The sequence below is a fragment of the Streptomyces seoulensis genome (assembly GCF_004328625.1).
Lineage (GTDB): Bacteria > Actinomycetota > Actinomycetes > Streptomycetales > Streptomycetaceae > Streptomyces > Streptomyces seoulensis.
This window is the reverse complement of record NZ_CP032229.1, coordinates 1940983-1961341: the sequence shown is the minus strand read 5'-3', so window position 1 is coordinate 1961341 and position 20359 is coordinate 1940983. Positions and strand designations below refer to the sequence as shown.

Below are 20359 nucleotides of genomic sequence, written 5' to 3'. Positions count from 1 at the left end.
CGTGGCCTCTTACGCGGTGGCCGGTCGCCCCTTACCCTGATGCCTGCTCGCTAGTTACTCGCGGGTTAAACAACAGCTTCGCACCACAGCTTCGCACCACAGCTTCGTACCGAGTGAGTCCACCCAGCCGCACCGAGTCAGCCGCACCGTCGCGGGCCCCGGAGGATGTCGTGAGCGACACACAGACCCTGATCGAGAACCGTCCGCCGTCCGTGGCGGCCCTCTTCCTGGAGCGCGTGGCGGCCACACCGGACGCCGAGGCGTACCGATACCCGGTCCCGGCGGCCTCCGGCGAGGGCCCCGACGAGTGGCGGTCGCTGACCTGGGGCCAGGCGGCGGAGCGGGTGTACGCGATCGCGGCCGGCCTGATCGAGCTGGGGATCGAGTCCGAGCAGCGGGTGGCGCTCGCCTCCTCGACCCGGGTCGAGTGGATTCTGGCCGACCTCGGCATCATGTGCGCGGGCGGTGCCACGACCACCGTGTATCCGCAGACCAACGCCGACGAGTCGGCGTTCATCCTGTCCGACTCGGAGAGCCGGGTGCTGATCGCGGAGGACGCCGCCCAGGTCGCCAAGGCGGTGGAGCGGCGCGGGGAGCTGCCCGCGCTGACCAAGGTCGTCGTGATCGACCCGGCGGGCGCCGAGACGGGCGACTGGGTGATCACCCTCGCCGAGCTGGAGAAGCGCGGCACCGCCTACCTGGAGCAGCACCCCGAGCTGATCAAGGAGCGGGTCGGCGCGATCACCCGCGAGCAGCTCGCCACCCTCATCTACACCTCCGGTACCACCGGCCGCCCCAAGGGCGTGCGGCTGCCGCACGACAACTGGGCCTACATGGCGCGGGCCACCGCCTCGACCGACCTGATCTCGGCCGACGACGTGCAGTACCTCTGGCTGCCGCTCGCCCATGTCTTCGGCAAGGTGCTCACCTCCGGCCAGATCGAGGTTGGCCACGTCACCGCGGTCGACGGCCGGGTGGACAAGATCATCGAGAATCTGCCCGTGGTCAGGCCGACCTACATGGCCGCCGTGCCGCGGATCTTCGAGAAGGTCTACAACGGCGTCGCCGCCAAGGCGCGCGAGGGCGGCGCGGCCAAGTACAAGATCTTCCAGTGGGCCGCCGAGGTCGCCCGTGAGTACGCCAAGGCGTCCCAGGACAGCTTCCGCCGCACCGGCACCACCTCCGTGCCGTTCGCGCTGGCCGCCAAGCACAAGGCCGCCGACGCGCTGGTCTACGGCAAGCTGCGCGAGGCGTTCGGCGGCAACCTGCGCGCCTGCGTCTCCGGCGCCTCCGCGCTCGCCCCCGAGATCGGCTACTTCTTCGCCGGCGCCGGCATCCACATCCTGGAGGGGTACGGCCTCACCGAGACCTCCGCCGCCTCCTTCGTGAACCCCGGCGAGGCGTACCGCACCGGCACGGTCGGCAAGCCGCTGCCCGGCTGCGAGGTGCGCATCGCGGACGACGGCGAGATCCTGCTGCGCGGCCCCGGCGTCATGGAGGGTTACCACCAGCAGCCCGAGAAGACCGCCGAGGTGCTGGAGTCCGACGGCTGGTTCCACACCGGTGACATCGGCGAGCTGTCCGCCGACGGCTATCTGCGCATCACCGACCGCAAGAAGGACCTCATCAAGACCTCGGGCGGCAAGTACGTGGCGCCCGCCGAGGTCGAGGGCCAGTTCAAGGCGGTCTGCCCGTACGTCTCCAACATCCTGGTGCACGGCGCCGACCGGAACTACTGCACCGCCCTCATCGCGCTGGACGAGCCCACGATCCTCCAGTGGGCGGCCGACAACGGCCTGGAGGGCAAGTCGTACGCCGAGGTGGTGGCCGCGCCGCAGACCGTCGAGATGGTCGACGGGTACGTGAAGCAGCTCAACGAGGGGCTGCAGCGCTGGCAGACCATCAAGAAGTTCCGGCTGCTGCCGCGCGACCTCGACGTGGAGCACGGCGAGATCACGCCGAGCCTGAAGCTGAAGCGGCCCGTGGTCGAGCGGGAGTACAAGGGTCTGATCGACGAGATGTACAACGGGGCCCGCGAGGCGTGAGCCGTACCCGCCGGGGTGGTTTTTCGGCCGTCCTGGTGGGTTCTCTTTCGGCCATGACCGGAATTGAGCGCCTTCTGGCCGGGCGGTAACACGGTTCGCCGCCACGAGCGTTCACTTCGGTGACTCGACGCTTACGCGCCCCGCCTGTCTGTCACCCTGGCCGCATGGACATGGCGGCCATACCCGTGCAGCGGGCGGGCGGCGCCGGAGCGGACGAGGCGCCGGCGCCCTCCGGCACGCGCCCGCTCGCCGAGGACCGGGCCACCCTCCCTGGCAGCCCCGCCGCCCCCGGCTCGGCCCGCGCCCTGATCCGCGCCGCCTTCGCCGACTGGGCCGCCCTCGGCCTCACCGGACCCGAGGGCGCGGACCGGCTCGCCGAGGACGCCACCGCCGTCGTCAGCGAACTCGTCACCAACGCCGTCGTCCACGCCGGCACCGAGGTCGAGGTCGGCTGGCGGCTGGAGGAGAGCGGCGCGTTCACCGTGGAGGTCCACGACCAGCACCCCGCCCGCGCCCCGCGCGACCCGGCCGACCACACCCCGTACGAGACCTCCGAGCACGGGCGCGGGCTGCGGCTGGTCGCCACGCTCGCCGAGTCCTGGGGCGTCACCTACCGCGCCGGCCGCAAGACCGTCTGGGCCCGCCTGCCGCCCGGCGGCACCGAGGAACCGGCCGGCCCCGCGCCCGCCCCCGCGCTGGTCGCCGCCGAGGCCCTCGCCCCGCAGCCGCGCGCCGCCGGTGACCGGGACTGGCTCGGCCGGGGTGCGCTCTCCTTCCTCGCCGAAGCCTCCGACCTGCTCGCCGGACAGCTCGACGAGAACCTCGTCGCCGCCCTCACCGGCCAGCTGATCGTGCCCCGGCTCGCGGACTGGTGCGCGATCTGGCTGGAGGACGAGGCGACCGTACGCGGCGGCGGTGACGGTCCGGCCCGCGTCTGGCACACCAGCGAGGCCCGCACCGAGGACCTCCAGCGGGCACTGGAGAAGGAGCCGCCGCGCTCCCGCCACACCGTGCGCTCCGGCCCCGAGCCCTACCCCTGGCCCGGCACCGCGCTCGGCGCCGAGGGCACCCACGGCACCGCCCTCGCCTACCGCCTGATCGCCGGCGGCCGCCCGCTCGGCACCCTGCTCATCGGCCGCTGCGGCCTGCTCGGCTTCCCCGACGAGGTCACCGGCCTGGTCGAGGACCTCGGCCGCCGGGTCGCCCTCGCCATCGGCGCCGCCCGCCAGTACGCCCGCCAGGCCACCATCAGCGCCGTCCTCCAGCGCGGCCTGCTGCCCGGCGCGGTCGCCGAGATCCCCGGCATGACCAGCGCCCTCGTCTACGAACCCCGCGACCAGGGCGGCCCCAGCGGTGACTTCTACGACCTGTTCCCGGCCGGCCGCGGCCGCTGGTGCTTCGCCGTCGGCGACGTCCAGGGCAAGGGCCCCGAGGCCGCCGTCGTCATCGGCCTCGCCCGCCCCTGGCTCCGGCTGCTCGCCCGCGAGGGGTACGGCGTCGCGGACGTCCTCGACCGCCTCAACCAGCTCCTGCTGGACGACGCCACCGAGGCCGCCGACGCCGCCGCCCGCGCCCTGATCGCCGCCGGAGGCGGACCCTTCGCCCCCGGCGACGGCCCGCAGACCCGGTTCCTGTCCCTGCTCTACGGCGAGCTGACCCCCGTCGACGGCGGTGTCCGCTGCACCCTCGCCTCCGCCGGGCACCCACTGCCCCTGGTGCTGCGCCCCGACGGCCAGGTCACCCCGGCGGCCCGCCCGCAGACCCTGCTCGGCGTCGTCGAGGACGAGACCTACACCAGCGAGACCATCGAGCTGTACCCCGGCGACAGCCTGCTGTGCGTCACCGACGGGGTCACCGAGCGCCGCTCCGGCACCGACCAGTTCGACGACGGCGACGGCCTCGCCCGCGCCCTGTCCGGCTGTACGGGTCTGAGCGCCGAGCACATCGCGGAGCGCATCCGCGCCCTGGTGCACGGCTTCGGCGAGGACGCCCCCGAGGACGATCTCGCCCTCCTGGTGCTCCAGGCACAGTGAAAGCGCGGTGAACCGGGTCCCGCGCGCGGTGCGGGACAATGGAGGACATGCCTTCCGCACTCCCCGACGGCGAGTCCGTCCCCGACGACGGCGCGCTGCCCGCCGCCGCGCTCGCCGGTGCCGCCGAGCGGCCCCTCGGGTTCTATCTGCACGTCCCGTACTGCGCGACCCGCTGCGGCTACTGCGACTTCAACACCTACACCGCCACCGAGCTGCGCGGCACCGGCGGCGTGCTCGCCTCGCGGGACAACTACGCCGACACCGTCGTGGAGGAGATCCGCCTCGCCCGCAAGGTGCTCGGCGACGACCCCCGCGAGGTCCGTACGGTCTTCGTCGGCGGCGGTACGCCCACCCTGCTGGCCGCCGAGGACCTGGTACGGATGCTGGGCGCGATTCGGGACGAGTTCGGCCTGGCACCGGACGCCGAGATCACCACCGAGGCCAACCCGGACTCCGTCGACCCCGCCTACCTGGCCACCCTGCGCGAGGGCGGCTTCAACCGGCTCTCCTTCGGCATGCAGAGCGCCAAGCCCCACGTCCTCCAGATCCTCGACCGCACCCACACCCCCGGCCGCCCCGAGGCATGCGTGGCCGAGGCCCGCGCGGCCGGGTTCGAGCACGTCAACCTCGACCTGATCTACGGCACCCCCGGCGAGTCCGACGACGACTGGCGCGCCTCCCTCGAAGCGGCTCTCGGCGCCGGCCCGGACCACATCAGCGCCTACGCCCTGATCGTCGAGGAGGGCACCCAGCTCGCCCGGCGCATCCGGCGCGGCGAGGTCCCCATGACCGACGACGACGTGCACGCCGACCGGTACCTCATCGCCGAGGAGCTGCTCACCGCGGCCGGAATGCACTGGTACGAGGTCTCCAACTGGGCCACCACCGAGGCCGCCCGCTGCCTGCACAACGAGCTGTACTGGCGCGGCGCCGACTGGTGGGGCGCGGGCCCCGGCGCCCACAGCCACGTCGGCGGGGTGCGCTGGTGGAACGTCAAGCACCCGGGTGCCTACGCCGCGGCCCTCGCAGCCGGCCGCACCCCGGGCGCCGGCCGCGAACTCCTCTCCGACGAGGACCGCCGCGTCGAACGCATCCTCCTGGAACTCCGCCTCCACGACGGCGTCCCCCTGACCCTCCTCAAGCCGGCCGGCCTCACCGCCGCCCACCGCGCCCTGACCGACGGCCTCCTGAACCCCGAGCCCTACGCCGAGGGCCGAGCCACCCTCACCCTGCGCGGCCGCCTGCTGGCGGACGCGGTGGTGCGGGATCTGGTGGACTGATCACTCGCCAGGATGAATCGGTGCGGGACGCCGGTTCGATCCCTAACCTGGTCCCTGGGCTGCCCCCGTAGGTGCACGGTGGCAGAAACCGGAGGGCTGCGGAGATGACCGCTGTGGACGATCGTGGCATGACCAGGTTCTTCGAGGAGTTCGAGCCTCCCGAGGGAATCAAGATCGAGCTTCTCCGGGGGGAAGTCGTGATGATGGCCGCGCCTGATCTGGTGCACAACCGGATCGTGACGGCAGTGCAGGACCAGATTCCGCCGCAGCGTTGGGAACGGCTCCAGACGACAGATCTGGACATCGCGAACGAGGCGAGTGAGTCCGTGCCCGATCTGTTGGTGCTGGAGCCCGGAGTGGCTCCGGACTCGTGGCGTCTTCTGCCGTCCTCACTGGTCACCCTGGTGGTTGAGGTCGTCTCCAAGACGAGTGTCGATCGCGACTATGGTGTGAAGCGGTCGATCTACGCCGCTGGCGGGGTGCCCGCTTACCTGATCATCGATCCGGTCATGGCCCACTGTGTACTGCTTACGGAGCCGGTCGGCGTTGGTGAGGAGGCCGACTACCGGGCGCAAAGAGTCACGAAGTTCGGCGCGCCCCTCCCGTTGGAGTGCCTCGATGTCGAGGTCGACACCACCGATTTTGGCACCTACAAGGCCGTCAGGCCCCACCGCTATCCGTGACGAAGTCGATCAGTTCCTCCACCCGCCCCAGCAACTCCGGCTCCAGGTCCCGGTAGGACGTCACCTTCGCCAGGATCGCCTGCCACACCGCACCGGTGTTTTCCGGCCAGCCCAGCGCCTTGCAGACGCCCTTCTTCCAGTCCTGGCCGTGGGGGACGCGGGGCCAGGCGGGGATGCCCAGGGCCGAGGGCTTCACCGCCTCCCAGATGTCGATGTACGGGTGGCCCACCACCAGGGCGTGGTCACTGGTGACCGACTGGGCGATGCGCCACTCCTTGGTGCCGGGCAGGAGATGGTCGACCAGGACGCCGAGGCGGGCGTCGGAGCCGGGGTCGAATTCGGCCACGATCGACGGCAGGTCGTCCACGCCCTCCAGGTACTCCACGACGACGCCCTCGATGCGCAGGTCGTCGCCCCAGACCTTCTCCACCAGCTCGGCGTCGTGCCGGCCCTCGACGTAGATCCGCCCGGCGCGGGCCACGCGGGCGCGGGCGCCGGGCACGGCGACTGAGCCGGAGGCGGTGCGGGCGGGCTTCACCGGGGCGGCGGTCGGGCGGACCAGGGTGACCGGGCGGCCCTCCAGCAGGAAGCCGCGCGGCTCCAGCGGGAACACCCGGTGCTTGCCGAAGCGGTCCTCCAGCGTCACCGTGCCCGCCTCGCAGCGGATCACCGCCCCGCAGAACCCGGTACCGGGCTCCTCCACCACCAGTCCCGCCTCCGCCGCCACCTCGGGCACCGGCTGCGGCTTCTTCCAGGGGGCGGTCAGGTCGGGGGAGTAGTCGCGCATTCCAATGACGATAGGAGAAGTCGCCGCGCGACTCTCAGGACACGCCGAAACGGGCTGCCAGGGCGTCGCGTTGGCGTCGTACGAAGGCCGCGTCGACCACCGCTCCGTGACCGGGCACGTACAGCGCGTCCGCGCCGCCGAGGGCCAGCAGCCGGTCCAGCGCGTCCGGCCAGCGGGACGGCACCGCGTCCGGCCCCGCCTGCGGCTCGCCGGACTCCTCGACCAGGTCGCCGCAGAAGACGACCTCGGGGGAGCCTGGCACCAGCACCGCGAGATCGTGGGCGGTGTGCCCGGGGCCGACGTTGGCCAGCAGCACCTGGCGGCCGCCGCCGAGGTCGAGCGTCCACTCGCCGGACACCGCGTGCGCGGGCGGCACCAGGGCGGCCGTGGCGGCCTCCGCCTCCCCGGCCGGGACCCCGTGCTCGACCGCGTCCCGCCGCAGCGCCTCCCGCTCGTGGCGGAACACCACGTCCAGGCCGACCGCGCCGTAGACCTCCGCCCCGGCGAAGGCGGGAGCGCCCAGGACATGATCGAAGTGGGGGTGGGTCAGCGCGAGATGGGTCACATCCCGCCCGGCCAGCCGCCGTACCGCCGCCCGCAGCGCCGCCCCCTCGGCGAGGCCCGACCCCGCGTCCACCACCAGTGCCGTGCCCGCGCCCACCACCAGACCCACCGTGCAGTCCCACCCCGGCAGCCGGCACCGGCCCACCCCCTCGGCCAGGCGCTCCCACCCGAGGTCTTCCCAAGTCACGGTCATGCCCGCACGCTAGCCGGGAACGAGCCGGGGACAAGCCGGGCGGACCGTACCGACCTTGCCCGGTGGGCACCCCACGGCCGTACACTGGCCGGGGATGTCTGGCACTCGCACGCGCAGAGTGCCAGGCGGGACGAAGCAAGGGCCGTGGGGCGACGTGACGGAGGTGCGCATGCTCAGCGAACGCAGGCTGCAGGTACTGCGCGCCATCGTGCAGGACTACGTCGGCACCGAGGAGCCCGTCGGCTCCAAGGCCCTCACCGAACGGCACAGCCTCGGCGTCTCCCCGGCCACCGTGCGCAACGACATGGCCGCGCTGGAGGAGGAGGGCTTCATCGCCCAGCCGCACACCAGCGCCGGACGCATCCCCACCGACAAGGGCTACCGGCTCTTCGTCGACAAGCTCGCCGGTGTGAAGCCGATGACGGCGCCCGAGCGGCGCGCGATCCAGAACTTCCTGGAGGGCGCGGTCGACCTCGACGACGTCGTGGCCCGCACCGTCCGGCTGCTCGCGCAGCTCACCCGGCAGGTCGCCGTCGTGCAGTACCCCTCGCTGACCCGGTCCACCGTGCGGCATGTGGAACTGCTCTCACTCGCGCCCGCCCGCGTGATGCTCGTGCTGATCACCGACACCGGCCGGGTCGAGCAGCGGATGGTCGACTGCCCCGCCCCGTGCGGCGAGGCACCGCTCGCGGACCTGCGCGCGCGGCTCAACAGCAGGGTGGCCGGCCGCCGGTTCAGCGACGTACCGCGACTGGTCGAGGACCTCCCCGATGCCTTCGAGGCGGAGGATCGCGGTACGGTCTCCACAGTGCTCTCCACTCTGCTGGAGACACTGGTCGAGGAGAACGAGGAACGGCTGATGATCGGCGGCACCGCCAATCTCACCCGTTTCGGACATGACTTCCCCCTGGTGATCCGGCCCGTGCTGGAGGCCCTGGAGGAACAGGTCGTGCTCCTCAAACTCCTCGGCGAAGCCAAAGATCCGGGCGTGACCGTGCGTATCGGGCACGAGAACGCCCACGAGGGACTCAACTCCACGTCCGTCGTGTCGGTCGGCTACGGTTCGGGCGGCGAGGCGGTTGCCAAGCTCGGCGTGGTCGGACCGACCCGCATGGACTATCCGGGAACGATGGGAGCGGTACGCGCAGTGGCACGGTACGTCGGACAGATCCTGGCGGAGTCGTAAGTGGCCACGGATTACTACGCCGTTCTCGGCGTGCGCCGCGACGCGTCGCAGGATGAGATCAAGAAGGCGTTCCGCAGGCTCGCGCGCGAGCTGCATCCGGACGTCAATCCCGATCCGAAGACCCAGGAGCGGTTCAAGGAGATCAACGCCGCCTACGAGGTGCTGTCGGACCCGCAGAAGAAGCAGGTCTACGACCTCGGCGGCGACCCCCTCTCGCAGGCCGGCGGCGCCGGTGGCGCGGGCGGTTTCGGGGCCGGCGGCTTCGGCAACTTCTCCGACATCATGGACGCGTTCTTCGGTACGGCGTCGCAGCGCGGCCCGCGCTCGCGCACCCGGCGCGGCCAGGACGCGATGATCCGGATCGAGGTCGAGCTGGACGAGGCGGCCTTCGGCACGACCAAGGACATCCAGGTCGACACCGCGGTCGTCTGCAACACGTGCAGCGGCGAGGGCGCGGCCCCCGGCACCTCCGCGCAGACCTGTGACATGTGCCGCGGCCGCGGCGAGGTCTCCCAGGTCACCCGGTCCTTCCTGGGCCAGGTCATGACCTCGCGCCCCTGCCCGCAGTGCCAGGGCTTCGGCACCGTGGTCCCGACCCCGTGCCCCGAGTGCGCGGGCGACGGTCGGGTCCGCTCCCGGCGCACGCTCACCGTGAAGATCCCCGCCGGTGTCGACAACGGCACCCGCATCCAGCTCGCGGGCGAGGGCGAGGTCGGCCCCGGCGGCGGCCCCGCCGGCGACCTGTACGTGGAGATCCACGAGCTGCCGCACTCCACCTTCCAGCGGCGCGGCGACGACCTGCACTGCACGGTCACCATCCCGATGACGGCCGCGGCCCTCGGCACCAAGGTGCCGCTGGAGACGCTGGACGGCATGGAGGAGGTCGACATCCGGCCCGGCACCCAGTCCGGCCAGTCGATCCCGCTGCACACCCGGGGCGTCACGCACCTGCGTGGCGGCGGCCGGGGCGACCTGATCGTGCACGTCGAGGTCACCACCCCGACCAAGCTCGACGCCGAGCAGGAGCGGGTGCTGCGGGAGCTGTCCAAGCTGCGCGGCGAGGAGCGGCCCACGGGTCAGTTCCAGCCCGGCCAGCAGGGGCTGTTCTCCCGGCTGAAGGACGCGTTCAACGGACGCTGAGGGCGGGGGGCGCCGCGTGCGCCCCCACGTCCGGACCGGATTCGGACTTGTCAGGCGGACATGACACCATGCGGGCATGTCCTCCGCACTGGCCGATCTCGTCGTGCATCCGATCGTGCAGGCCCCGATGGCGGGCGGTGTCGCCGTGCCGGAACTGGCCGCCGCCGTCTCCGAGGCCGGAGGGCTCGGCTTCCTCGCCGCCGGCTACAAGACCGCCGACGGCATGTACCGCGAGATCAAGCGCCTGCGCGGGCTGACCAGCCGCCCCTTCGGCGTCAACCTCTTCCTGCCCCAGCCCGCCCACGCCGAGTCCGGCGCGGTCGAGCTGTACGCGCAGCAACTGGCCGGTGAGGCCGCCTGGTACGAGACCGAGACCGGCGACCCCGACGGCGGCCGCGACGACGGCTACGACGCCAAGCTCGCCGTCCTGCTGGACGATCCCGTCGCCGCCGTCTCCTTCCACTTCGGCGTGCCCGACCCGGAGGCGCTGGCCGCGCTGCGCCGGGCCGGGACCGTCACCCTGGTCACCGCCACCACCGTCGAGGAGGCCCGCGCGGTCGAGCGGGCCGGGGCGGACGCGGTGATCGCGCAGGGCATCGAGGCGGGCGGCCACCAGGGCACCCACCGCGACCTCGCGGAGAACGACGGCGCCGGGCTCGGCCTGCTGTCCCTGGTCACCCAGGTCGCGCAGGCCGTGGAGATCCCGGTCGTCGCCGCCGGCGGCATCATGTGCGGCGCCCAGATCGCCGCCGTCCTCGACGCCGGGGCCACCGCCGCCCAGCTCGGCACCGCCTTCCTCGCCACCCCCGAGTCCGGCGCCCCCGAGGTCCACAAGCGGGCGCTGACCGACCCGGTCTTCCCGCGCACCGAACTGACCCGCGCCTTCTCCGGCCGCCCGGCGCGCGCCCTGACCAACCGCTTCCTGCGCGAGCACGGGCCGTACGCGCCCCCCGCCTACCCCGACGTGCACCATCTGACCTCGCCGCTGCGCAAGGCCGCCACCGCCGCCGGGGACGCCCAGGGCATGTCGCTCTGGGCGGGCCAGGGCCACCGAATGGCCCGCCCGCTGCCCGCCGCCGAACTCGTCCGCACCCTCGCCGCCGAACTCAACCTCGTACGGGGCGAGTCGGGGCGCCACCACCGACCCGTCCGAGCCCAGGGAGGGGACGCGCGATGACCGCGCCCGTCTTCGTCGTCGACCACTTCCGCACGGACGGCACCCGCTATGTGCTCGACGGACCCGAGGGGCGGCACGCCGTCTCGGTGAAGCGGCTGGAGCCCGGTGAGGAGGTCGTCCTCACCGACGGCGCCGGGCGGTACGCGGTCTGCCGGGTCACCGGCACCGAGGGCAAGGACCGGCTGATCGTCGACCTGCCCGAGGTGCGCGAGGAGCCCGAGCCCCGGCCGCGTATCACCGTCGTGCAGGCGCTGCCCAAGGGCGACCGGGGCGAACTCGCCGTGGAGACCATGACCGAGACCGGGGTCGACGCGATCGTGCCCTGGCAGGCGTCGCGCTGCATCACCCAGTGGAAGGGCGAGCGCGGGCTGAAGGCGCTGGGCAAGTGGCGCTCCACCGCCCGGGAGGCCGGCAAGCAGTCGCGCCGGGTCCGCTTCCCCGAGGTCGCGGACGCCGCCTCCACCAAGCAGGTCGCCGCGCTGCTCGCGAAGGCCGACTTCGCCGCCGTGCTGCACTCCGACTTCGGCCACGAGTCCGTCCCGCTGGCCACCGCCGAACTCCCCGCCGAGGGCGAGATCGTGCTCGTCGTCGGCCCCGAAGGCGGTGTCTCCCGCGACGAGTTGGCCCTCTTCGAGGAGGCCGGTGCCCGCGCCTGCGTCCTCGGCCCGTCCGTCCTGCGCACCTCCACCGCCGGCACCGCCGCGACCGCCCTCCTGCTGGGCCGCACCGGACGCTGGTCCTGACATGGAACTGGCCCAAGTACGCCTGCTCGTCACGGACTTCGCCGCCTGCTACCGCTTCTACGCCGAAGTCCTCGGCCTGCGCCCCCAGTCGGGCGCGACCGAGGGCCCGTACGAGAAGTTCAGCCCGCACGCCGGGTCGGCGGGCATCGCCCTCCAGGACCGCGCCTCGATGGCCGAGGTCCTGCCGGAGCTGGCCGGACCCGCCACCGGTCACCGCTCGCTGGTGGTCCTCCGGGTGGACGACCTCGACGGCTACTGTGCCGGGATCACCGGCCGGGGTGGTCGGCTGGCGCACGGCCCGGCGGAGTTCACCGACCGGATGCGGGTGGCCCACATCGAGGACCCCGAGGGGAACCTGGTGGAGCTGCAGGAGTGGCTGCTGATGCGGGGCTGACGGGCCCGTGCCGCACGTTCGGGTGACTGGCCGTATGCGGGCTTCCGCCGAGAGGGTGGCGGTGGGACGCTGGGTGTATGGGGGCTTCGCGTGGGGTTCGGGTGCTCGCCGCCGGTGGGCTCGTGGTGCTCGCCGTCGGTGCGGTGACGGCGTGTCAGCCGGGGGAGCTGGGGGCGGCCTCGGTCGCGTACACCACCGACTCGACGGCCACCGACGCGCTGAAGAAGCGTGACGTGGACGTGAGCTGGCTGACCTGCACCGGGCGGCAGGACGGCGGGCCGTCGGCAGGTGGGTCGCCGAGCGAGTCCACCGTGGTCACCGTCGACTGCCAGGGGAAGACCAAGGACGGGCGGGACATCACCGTCACCGGCAAGGTGACCCGCGCGGTGAACGGGGCCTGTGTGCGCGGCGATCTCGTCGGCAAAGTCGGCGGACGCCAGGTCTTCCGGGTGAACGGACTCGGCAACTGCGAAGCCGCCCCCGCCTACACCCCGCCCGCCACCTACCGGCCGCCGGGACAGCCCCGGCCCACGGTGACCGTCACCGTCACCCGCACCCTGTGGTGCGAGAACGACCCGTCGTGCCGGCCGGTCCAGGGCAAATAGACTGATCAATTCCGGGTCCGATCAGGGGCGTTCGCGCGTAGGGTGATCGCGTGACTCACGGTGCAGCTACGGAAAACAGCGCCTCGTACCTCCGATTCCCGCATGTGCGGGGCGACTTGGTCACCTTCACCGCCGAGGGCGACGTCTGGGTCGCCCCGCTGGACGGCGGCCGGGCCTGGCGGGTCAGCGCCGACGGCGTCCCCGTGAACCACCCCCGCATCTCGCCCGACGGCACCACCCTCGCCTGGACCTCCCGCCGCGACGGCGCCCCCGAGGTGCACACCGCCCCCGTGGACGGCGGACCCTCCCGGCGCCTGACCCACTGGGGCAACGCCCGTACCCAGGTCCGCGACTGGACCCCCGACGGCGAGATCCTCGCGGTCACCGCCGCAGGACGGCACAGCACCCGCCACAGCTGGGCCCGTACCGTCCCGCTGGACGGCGGCCCGGCCGCCACCCTCCCGTACGGCCCCGTCGGCACCGTCGCCCACGGCCCGCACACCGTGCTGCTGTCCGCCACGATGAACCGGGACGCCTCCGCGTGGAAGCGCTACCGGGGCGGCACCGCGGGCAAGCTGTGGATCGACCGGGACGGCGACGGCGAGTTCGTCCGGCTGCACGAGGAACTCGACGGCAACCTCGAGTACCCCTCCTGGGTCGGCGACCGGCTCGCCTTCCTCTCCGACCACGAGGGCACCGGCGCCCTGTACTCCTCCCTCGCCGACGGCTCCGACCTACGCCGCCACACCCCGCTCGGCGGCTTCTACGCCCGGCACGCGGCGAGCGACGGCACCCGGGTCGTGTACGTCAGCGCCGGGCAGCTCTGGGTGCTGGACGACCTCGACGGCGCCGAACCCCGCCGCCCCGGCATCCGGCTCGGCGGCCCCCGTACCGACCTCCAGCCCTTCGTCCTGGACGCCGCCCGCTGGCTGGACTCCGCCACCCCCGACCACACCGGGCGCGGCAGCGCGGTCGCGGTGCGCGGCACCGTCCACTGGGTAACCCACCGCGCCGGACCGGCCCGCGCGCTGGCCGCCGCGCCCGGCGTACGGGCCCGGCTGCCGCGCGCCTTCCGCGCGGACGGCGAGGAATGGGTGGCGTGGGTGACCGACGCCGAGGGCGACGACGCGCTGGAGTTCGCGCCCGCCACCGGCCTCGCCCCCGGCACCGCCCCGCGCAGGCTCGCCGCCGGGCGACTCGGCCGCGTCCTCGAACTCGCCATGTCCCCGGACGGCACCCGCGCCGCCGTCGCCTCCCACGACGGGCGGCTGCTGCTGGTCGAGCGGGAGACCGGCGAGATCCGCGAGGTCGACCGCAGCGAGCACGGCGACCCGCACGGCCTGGCCTTCTCACCCGACTCCGGCTGGCTCGCCTGGGCCCACCCCGGCCCCCGCCCGCTCTCCCAGATCCGGCTCGCCGCCACCACCGACCTCACCGTCACCGAGGCCACCCCGCTGCGCTTCGCCGACTACGAGCCGGTCTTCACCCTCGACGGCCGCCACCTCGCCTTCCTCTCCAACCGCGCCTTCGACCCCGTCTTCGACACCCACGTCTTCGACCTGGCCTTCGTGGAAGGCGCCCGCCCCCACCTCATCACCCTCGCCGCCACGACACCGTCCCCCTTCGGCCCGCAGCGCCACGGCCGCCCCTTCGGCACCCCCGAGCGGGACGAGACCCCCGGCGCCGAGGGCACCCCCACCACCCGCGTCGACCTCGACGGGCTCGGCGACCGCATCGTGCCCTTCCCCGTCGAGGCCGCCCGGTACGGCAACCTGCGCGCCGCCAAGGACGGGGTGCTCTGGCTGCGCCATCCGGTGCGCGGTGTCCTCGGCGCCTCCCGCGCCACCCCGGACGCCCCCGACCCCAAGACCGGGCTGGAGCGCTACGACCTCGCCCAGCACCGGCTGGAGCACCTGGCCGCCGACGCCGACGAGTTCGAGGTCACCGGCGACGGCCGCCGCGTCCTGCTGTGGAGCGACGGCAGGCTCCGCGTCGTCCCCGCCGACCGCCGCGCCCCCGACGACGAGGACGGCGACGCCCGCGTCACCGTCGACCTCGGCCGCATCCGGCACACCGTCGACCCCGTCGCCGAACGGCGGCAGATGTACGACGAGACGGGCCGGCTCATGCGGGACAACTTCTGGCGCCCCGACATGGGCGGCGTCGACTGGGACGGCGTCCTGGACCGCTACCGCCCCGTCCTCGACCGCCTCGCCACCCACGACGACCTCGTGGACCTCCTCTGGGAGGTGCACGGCGAACTCGGCACCTCGCACGCCTACGTCATGCCGCACGGCGAATGGGGCGACGACGCCCGCCAGGGGCTGCTCGGCGCCGACATCTCCCGCCACGAGGACGGTGGTTGGCGCGTCGACCGGGTGCTGCCCTCGGAGACCTCCGACCCCCAGGCCCGCTCCCCGCTCGCCGCCCCCGGGGTCGCCGTACGCCCCGGTGACACCCTCCTCGCCGTCGGCGGCCACCCGGTCGACCCGGTCGCCGGGCCCGGCCCGCTGCTGCTCGGCACCGCCGGGAAGCCCGTCGAGCTGACCGTCGCCCCGGCCGGCGGCGGCGAGCCCCGGCACGCGGTCGTCGTCCCGCTCGCCGACGAGGACGCGCTGCGCTACCACGCCTGGGTCGCCGGCCGCCGCGCCCACGTCCACGAACGCTCCGGCGGCCGCCTCGGCTACCTCCACGTCCCCGACATGCAGGCCCCCGGCTGGGCCCAGATCCACCGCGACCTGCGCGTGGAGGTCGCCCGCGAGGGCCTGGTCGTCGACGTCCGCGAGAACCGGGGCGGCAACACCTCCCAGCTCATCGTCGAGAAACTCGCCCGCCGCGTCGTCGGCTGGGACCTCCCCCGGGGCATGCGCCCCGAGAGCTACCCCCAGGACGCCCCCCGGGGCCCGGTGGTCGCCGTCGCCGACGAGTTCTCCGGCTCGGACGGCGACATCGTCAACGCCGCGATCCGCGCCCTCGGCATCGGCCCGGTCGTCGGCACCCGCACCTGGGGCGGAGTCATCGGCATCGACAGCCGCTACACCCTGGTCGACGGCACGATCATCACCCAGCCCAAATACGCCTTCTGGCTGGAGGGCGCAGGCTGGGACGTGGAAAACCACGGCGTGGACCCGGACGTGGAAATCCCCATGCGCCCCCAGGACTGGGCACGGGACGAGGACCCCCAGTTGGACAAGGCAATAGACCTGGCCTTGGAAGCACTGGAGAGGGACCCGGCAAAAACCCCGCCGGGCCTGCCCACCTGAGGGGCGCGGGGAACTGCGCGAGCAACCACAACGCACCCGCACCCGAACGACTAGGATGCCGAAGGCAAAGATCATCGGCGAAAGCGAGCGCAGCTAGATGGCCGGCGAACCCCAAGAAGACTGCCTCTTCTGCAACATCATCGCGGGCAAGATCCCCGCAGACGTGGTGAGGGAAACCGACACCACCCTCGCCTTCCGGGACATAAACCCCCAGGCCCCCACCCACATCCTGGTGATCCCCAAGGCCCACTACAAAAACGCAGCGGAACTCGCCGCAGAAGCCCCGCAACTCGCCGCGGACGTCCTCGCGGAGACCCGCGGAGTCGCCGAAGGCGAGTCCCTGGAGAGCTACCGCACCGTCTTCAACACGGGAAGCGGCGCCGGACAAACCGTCTGGCACGCCCACGCGCACGTCCTCGGCGGTCGCGGCCTGAACTGGCCCCCCGGATAACCCTCCATGTCCGTACGCGAGTTGGTCGTCCTCGGCACCGCCAGCCAGGTCCCGACCCGGCACCGCAACCACAACGGCTACCTGCTGCGCTGGGACGGCGAGGGCATCCTCTTCGACCCCGGTGAGGGCACCCAGCGGCAGATGCTGCGCGCCGGGGTCGCCGCGCACGACCTGAACCGGATCTGTGTCACCCACTTCCACGGCGACCACAGCCTGGGTCTGGCCGGGGTGATCCAGCGGATCAACCTGGACCGGGTGCCGCACCCGGTCACCGCGCACTACCCTCGCTCCGGGCAGCGCTTCTTCGACCGCCTCCGGTACGCCACCGCCTACCGGGAGACGGTCGGCCTCACCGAGGCACCGGTCGACACCGACGGCCCGCTGGCCACCACCCCCTCCTACACCCTGGAGGCGTACGGGCTCTCCCACCCGGTGGAGTCCTACGGCTACCGGCTGGTCGAGCCCGACCGGCTCCGCATGCTGCCCGACCGCCTCGCCGCGCACGGCATCGCGGGCCCGGACGTGGGCCGTATCCAGCGGGAGGGCTCGCTCGGCGGGGTCGAGCTGGCGGAGGTCAGCGAGACGCGGCGCGGGCAGCGGTTCGCGTTCGTCATGGACACCCGGCTCTGCCCCGGTGTGCACGCCCTCGCCGACGGCTGCGACCTGCTCGTCATCGAGTCCACCTTCCTGGACGAGGACGTGACGCTCGCCGAGGAGCACGGCCACCTGACCGCCGGGCAGGCGGCGACCGTGGCCCGGGACGCCGGGGTGCGGCACCTCGTCCTCACCCACTTCAGCCAGCGCTACTCCGGTCCTTCATCCCCCGCCGAGTTCGAGCGGCAGGCCCGCGCGGCCGGCTTCGCGGGCGAGCTGACGGTCGCCCGCGACCTGGACCGCGTGCCGCTCCCCAAGCGCCGCTGAGCGTCCCGACGCGGGCGTACGATATTTCGATGCCCCTCCCCAAAGCTGAACTGCACCTGCACATCGAAGGCACACTGGAGCCGGAGCTTGCGTTCCGTCTGGCCGAGCGCAATGGCGTCGAGCTTTCCTACGCCGACACCGAGGCCCTGCGCCACGCGTACCGGTTCGAGGACCTCCAGTCCTTTCTGAACCTGTACTACGAGCTGATGGCCGTCCTGCGCACCGAGCAGGACTTCGAGGAGCTGGCCGACGCCTACCTGGCCCGCGCCGCCGCGCAGGGGGTGCGGCACGCGGAGATCTTCTTCGACCCGCAGGCCCACCTGGCGCGCGGGGTGGAGATGGGGACCGTGATCGAGGGGCTGTGGCGGGCGCTGGGCCGCAGCGTGGAGACCCACGGCGTCTCCACCAAGCTGATCATGTGCTTCCTGCGCGACGAGTCCGCCGAGTCGGCGCTCGCCACGCTGGACGCGGCCAAGCCGTACCTGGACCGGATCACCGGGGTCGGCCTGGACTCCGCCGAGGTGGGCCACCCGCCGGTGAAGTTCCGCGAGGCCTACGACGCCGCCGCCGCGCTCGGCCTGCGCCGGGTCGCGCACGCCGGTGAGGAGGGTCCGCCGGAGTACGTCGTCCAGGCCCTGGACCTGCTCGGGGTGGAGCGGATCGACCACGGGCTGCGCTCCGTGGAGGACCCGGCGCTGGTGGAGCGGCTGGTCCGGGACCGTGTCCCGCTGACCCTGTGCCCGCTGTCCAACGTCCGCCTGCGCACCATCGACACGCTGGCCGACCACCCGCTCCCGGCGATGCTGGAGGCGGGGCTGATGTGCACGGTGAACTCCGACGACCCCGCCTACTTCGGCGGCTACGCGGACGACAACTTCACCGCCGTCCAGCAGACCCTGGGCCTCACCGAGGACCGGATGCGCGAGCTGGCCCGCAACTCCTTCCTCGCCTCCTTCCTGGAGGACGACGAACCCCGCCGGGCGCGGTACCTGGCGGAGGTCGACGCGTACGAATTCCCGCGCGGCGAGGCGTAGTCACGCGGAGACGGTCGCGGCCGGGGTGTCGGTGAGGGGGATGTGCACGGCCGGGATGCCCTTGGCGGCCAGGTCCCGGACGGTGACACCCCCGACCGTGACCGGCGCGACCCTGGCGGCCGTGTCCGTGACGGCCAGGTCCGGCACCGGCACGGGCGTCCGGCGCAGGGAGATCTCCACCACCCGCAGGCGGCGGGGGGCCGTGCGCAGGGCGACCGCGGCCATCGGGACGGCCGCCAGCAGCAGTATGGCCGCCAGGATCTCGCCCATCGCGGGGAAGCCCGCGCGAGCGGACAGCAGGCTGCCGGTCAGCGGTCCGGCGGCCGTGCCCAGCGAGGCGGCGGAGCCGACCAGCACCGCCCAGCGGCCGCGTGCGTCGAGCGCTGCGGCCAGGCTGATCACGTAGGAGAGCACCACCGGGTAGCAGAGGTTCCACGCGATCTCGCCCAGCGCGAAGGACGGCAGGTCGGTGGCCGAGGCGCTGAGCGCGATACAGCCCGCGATCAGCGCGGTGCCGAGACCGATCGGCAGCGCGCGGCCCAGCCGGGGGCCGAGGGCGCTCGCGCCGGCCACGCCGAGCAGACCGGCGCCCAGCGCTATGGCGAACACCGCGCCGACCGTGATCTCGGTGAGGTGCGCCTGCCCGAGGCCGATGCGCCCGCTGACGCCCCACAGCGCGTTCTGCGCCAGCGACCAGCACGGCATCGTCGCGGCCAGCAGCAGTCCGGCCCGGCGGTGGGGGAGCGGCCGCCGTATGCCGTCGGAACCGGCCGCCGGGGCGGTGCGGGCGGGCAGCCGGCCGGTGAACGGCCACACCGCGAGCGCGGTCAGCGCGACCGCGCCGAGCGGCAGCCCGTGGCCCGGACCGAGGCGGGGGATCGTCAGATAGAGCGCGCCCGCCAGCGCCGAGACCACCAGCAGCCCGGACGTGGTGGCCCGGTGCGGGTCGCGTCCGGCGGCGATGCCGCTCGCGGCGACCGCCGTCATCGTGCCGGAGCCGAACCCGCCGACGACCGCGCCCAGCACCACGGCGGGGACGGAGCCGGTGAGCGCGGCCGAGCCGTAGCCGAGGACGGCCAGGACTATCCCCGTCCGGGCCAGCGCACGGGCGCCGAACCGGTCCACGCGGGCGGCCAGCGTGAACCCGGCCGACGCCGAACTCAGCAGCAGGGCACTGCCGATGGCACCGGCCTGGGTGGCGGACAGCGGCAGCGCGCTGTCGAGACGGCCGACCGTGGTCGGCAGCAGATACGAGGCGAGGTACCCGGCCGTGAAAAGGGCGACGAGGGGCCAGGGCAAGGAGCGGGGGGCGAACACGGGCGTTCCCAGGGCAGGCGTGAGCGACAGCTCGACGAGGAGTGAAAGAGGGGGGAGGGGCGACGGCCGTCTGTTCGACGGGAGCGCGCGAGCAAGTTGTATCAAGCACGCGGTTTCGAGAAGAAGCCGGGCCGATGTGATTCAGATCACTATCACGTTTGGCCCGTGCGGCGACGGGTAGGCACAACAGATTTCGCGCTCGAACGCGCGGACGGTGATCGCACAGAACTCCGGGATACGCTATGGTTGTTCACGTCGCGGTCGCCGGAACTCCCGGTGGCGGACAGTGCGTTGGTGGTCCAAGGAAAGACGCCCCGCTTCCTGCGGGGAAATGCAGGTGCAAGGCCTGCCCGGCGCTCCGAACAGAGCCCCATCCCGCTTCCGAGCGGGGTGGGGCTCTTTGTTGCGCGCCCCCGCTCCGCGCCCGCCTGCCTCCACTCGCTCCCGGTCGCTCCCTCCGTCCGTGGACGGCTCACCCCATTGACGGCCCTGATGGGTGTATCTAGCCTCTGTTCTCATACATGGACGGCATTCACAAGAGGA

General features: G+C 73.1%; 17 protein-coding genes. 14 read left to right on the top strand and 3 right to left on the bottom strand.

All coding sequences use genetic code 11. The features are described from left to right. Positions 1 to 170 precede the first annotated feature (170 nt). The 4 genes from D0Z67_RS09190 to D0Z67_RS09175 all read left to right on the top strand — a co-directional run bounded on the left by D0Z67_RS09190 (position 171) and on the right by D0Z67_RS09175 (position 6041). A complete protein-coding gene (locus D0Z67_RS09190) occupies positions 171 to 2045 on the top strand; it encodes an AMP-dependent synthetase/ligase (protein ID WP_031179589.1) in 1875 nt (624 codons plus the stop codon). 170 nt (positions 2046 to 2215) lie between these two features. Then, positions 2216 to 4078 carry a SpoIIE family protein phosphatase gene (locus D0Z67_RS09185; protein ID WP_031179590.1) on the top strand — a complete coding sequence of 621 codons (1863 nt, stop codon included), beginning with the start codon at positions 2216 to 2218 and terminating at the stop codon, positions 4076 to 4078. A gap of 47 nt (positions 4079 to 4125) precedes the next feature. Continuing rightward, positions 4126 to 5358, top strand: a complete 1233-nt coding sequence (hemW, locus tag D0Z67_RS09180; RefSeq protein WP_031179591.1) for a radical SAM family heme chaperone HemW — start codon at positions 4126 to 4128, stop codon at positions 5356 to 5358. Positions 5359 to 5462: 104 nt separating this feature from the next. Continuing rightward, positions 5463 to 6041, top strand: coding sequence for a Uma2 family endonuclease (locus D0Z67_RS09175; protein ID WP_031179592.1), 579 nt, complete (start codon positions 5463 to 5465; stop codon positions 6039 to 6041). Here D0Z67_RS09175 and D0Z67_RS09170 read toward each other — a convergent pair. Further along, a complete protein-coding gene (locus D0Z67_RS09170; RefSeq protein ID WP_031179593.1) occupies positions 6019 to 6828 on the bottom strand; it encodes a DUF3097 domain-containing protein in 810 nt (269 codons plus the stop codon). The two genes, D0Z67_RS09175 and D0Z67_RS09170, sit on opposite strands and share 23 nt — an antisense overlap. A gap of 34 nt (positions 6829 to 6862) precedes the next feature. Then, positions 6863 to 7585, bottom strand: coding sequence for an MBL fold metallo-hydrolase (locus D0Z67_RS09165; protein ID WP_031179594.1), 723 nt, complete (start codon positions 7583 to 7585; stop codon positions 6863 to 6865). A gap of 169 nt (positions 7586 to 7754) precedes the next feature. Here D0Z67_RS09165 and hrcA point away from each other — a divergent pair, with 169 nt between their 5' ends. The 10 genes from hrcA to D0Z67_RS09115 all read left to right on the top strand — a co-directional run bounded on the left by hrcA (position 7755) and on the right by D0Z67_RS09115 (position 18499). Continuing rightward, a complete protein-coding gene (gene hrcA / locus D0Z67_RS09160) occupies positions 7755 to 8771 on the top strand; it encodes a heat-inducible transcriptional repressor HrcA (protein ID WP_031179595.1) in 1017 nt (338 codons plus the stop codon). Continuing rightward, positions 8772 to 9911 carry a molecular chaperone DnaJ gene (gene dnaJ, locus D0Z67_RS09155; RefSeq protein WP_031179596.1) on the top strand — a complete coding sequence of 380 codons (1140 nt, stop codon included), beginning with the start codon at positions 8772 to 8774 and terminating at the stop codon, positions 9909 to 9911. 76 nt (positions 9912 to 9987) lie between these two features. After that, on the top strand, positions 9988 to 11088 hold the full coding sequence (locus tag D0Z67_RS09150; protein WP_051887491.1) for a nitronate monooxygenase: 1101 nt from the start codon (positions 9988 to 9990) through the stop codon (positions 11086 to 11088). Then, positions 11085 to 11831 (top strand): 16S rRNA (uracil(1498)-N(3))-methyltransferase, encoded by a 747-nt coding sequence (locus tag D0Z67_RS09145; RefSeq protein WP_031179598.1) that lies wholly within the window; start codon positions 11085 to 11087, stop codon positions 11829 to 11831. The genes D0Z67_RS09150 and D0Z67_RS09145 overlap by 4 nt, the downstream gene beginning before the upstream one ends. A gap of 1 nt (position 11832) precedes the next feature. After that, positions 11833 to 12225 carry a VOC family protein gene (locus D0Z67_RS09140; protein ID WP_031179599.1) on the top strand — a complete coding sequence of 131 codons (393 nt, stop codon included), beginning with the start codon at positions 11833 to 11835 and terminating at the stop codon, positions 12223 to 12225. Between the two features lie 77 nt (positions 12226 to 12302). After that, positions 12303 to 12830: a hypothetical protein gene (locus D0Z67_RS09135; RefSeq protein ID WP_078873068.1), complete on the top strand. Its 528-nt coding sequence runs from the start codon at positions 12303 to 12305 to the stop codon at positions 12828 to 12830. A 50-nt stretch (positions 12831 to 12880) separates the two neighbouring features. After that, complete coding sequence (locus tag D0Z67_RS09130) at positions 12881 to 16093, top strand: S41 family peptidase (RefSeq protein ID WP_031179601.1); 3213 nt, start codon at positions 12881 to 12883, stop codon at positions 16091 to 16093. A 97-nt stretch (positions 16094 to 16190) separates the two neighbouring features. Continuing rightward, the gene (locus D0Z67_RS09125; protein WP_031179602.1) at positions 16191 to 16544 is read left to right on the top strand and encodes a histidine triad nucleotide-binding protein; all 354 of its coding nucleotides are present in this window, start codon (positions 16191 to 16193) and stop codon (positions 16542 to 16544) included. Between the two features lie 6 nt (positions 16545 to 16550). Next, on the top strand, positions 16551 to 17465 hold the full coding sequence (locus tag D0Z67_RS09120) for a ribonuclease Z (protein ID WP_031179603.1): 915 nt from the start codon (positions 16551 to 16553) through the stop codon (positions 17463 to 17465). A gap of 29 nt (positions 17466 to 17494) precedes the next feature. Beyond that, positions 17495 to 18499: an adenosine deaminase gene (locus D0Z67_RS09115; RefSeq protein ID WP_031179604.1), complete on the top strand. Its 1005-nt coding sequence runs from the start codon at positions 17495 to 17497 to the stop codon at positions 18497 to 18499. Here the strand turns inward: D0Z67_RS09115 and D0Z67_RS09110 are convergent, their stop codons facing one another. Next, the gene (locus tag D0Z67_RS09110) at positions 18500 to 19816 is read right to left on the bottom strand and encodes an MFS transporter (protein WP_031179605.1); all 1317 of its coding nucleotides are present in this window, start codon (positions 19814 to 19816) and stop codon (positions 18500 to 18502) included. Between the last annotated feature and the right edge of the window lie 543 nt (positions 19817 to 20359).

Excerpts from the sequence above, each read along its gene's own strand:
- D0Z67_RS09150 (WP_051887491.1), top strand. The coding sequence starts at position 9,988 with ATGTCCTCCGCACTGGCCGATCTCGTCGTGCATCCGATCGTGCAGGCC.
- D0Z67_RS09165 (WP_031179594.1), bottom strand. The coding sequence starts at position 7,585 with ATGACCGTGACTTGGGAAGACCTCGGGTGGGAGCGCCTGGCCGAGGGG.
- D0Z67_RS09175 (WP_031179592.1), top strand. The coding sequence starts at position 5,463 with ATGACCGCTGTGGACGATCGTGGCATGACCAGGTTCTTCGAGGAGTTC.
- D0Z67_RS09185 (WP_031179590.1), top strand. The coding sequence starts at position 2,216 with ATGGCGGCCATACCCGTGCAGCGGGCGGGCGGCGCCGGAGCGGACGAG.
- hrcA (WP_031179595.1), top strand. The coding sequence starts at position 7,755 with ATGCTCAGCGAACGCAGGCTGCAGGTACTGCGCGCCATCGTGCAGGAC.
- D0Z67_RS09145 (WP_031179598.1), top strand. The coding sequence starts at position 11,085 with ATGACCGCGCCCGTCTTCGTCGTCGACCACTTCCGCACGGACGGCACC.
- D0Z67_RS09170 (WP_031179593.1), bottom strand. The coding sequence starts at position 6,828 with ATGCGCGACTACTCCCCCGACCTGACCGCCCCCTGGAAGAAGCCGCAG.
- hemW (WP_031179591.1), top strand. The coding sequence starts at position 4,126 with ATGCCTTCCGCACTCCCCGACGGCGAGTCCGTCCCCGACGACGGCGCG.
- D0Z67_RS09120 (WP_031179603.1), top strand. The coding sequence starts at position 16,551 with ATGTCCGTACGCGAGTTGGTCGTCCTCGGCACCGCCAGCCAGGTCCCG.
- D0Z67_RS09115 (WP_031179604.1), top strand. The coding sequence starts at position 17,495 with ATGCCCCTCCCCAAAGCTGAACTGCACCTGCACATCGAAGGCACACTG.
- D0Z67_RS09140 (WP_031179599.1), top strand. The coding sequence starts at position 11,833 with ATGGAACTGGCCCAAGTACGCCTGCTCGTCACGGACTTCGCCGCCTGC.
- D0Z67_RS09125 (WP_031179602.1), top strand. The coding sequence starts at position 16,191 with ATGGCCGGCGAACCCCAAGAAGACTGCCTCTTCTGCAACATCATCGCG.
- D0Z67_RS09135 (WP_078873068.1), top strand. The coding sequence starts at position 12,303 with ATGGGGGCTTCGCGTGGGGTTCGGGTGCTCGCCGCCGGTGGGCTCGTG.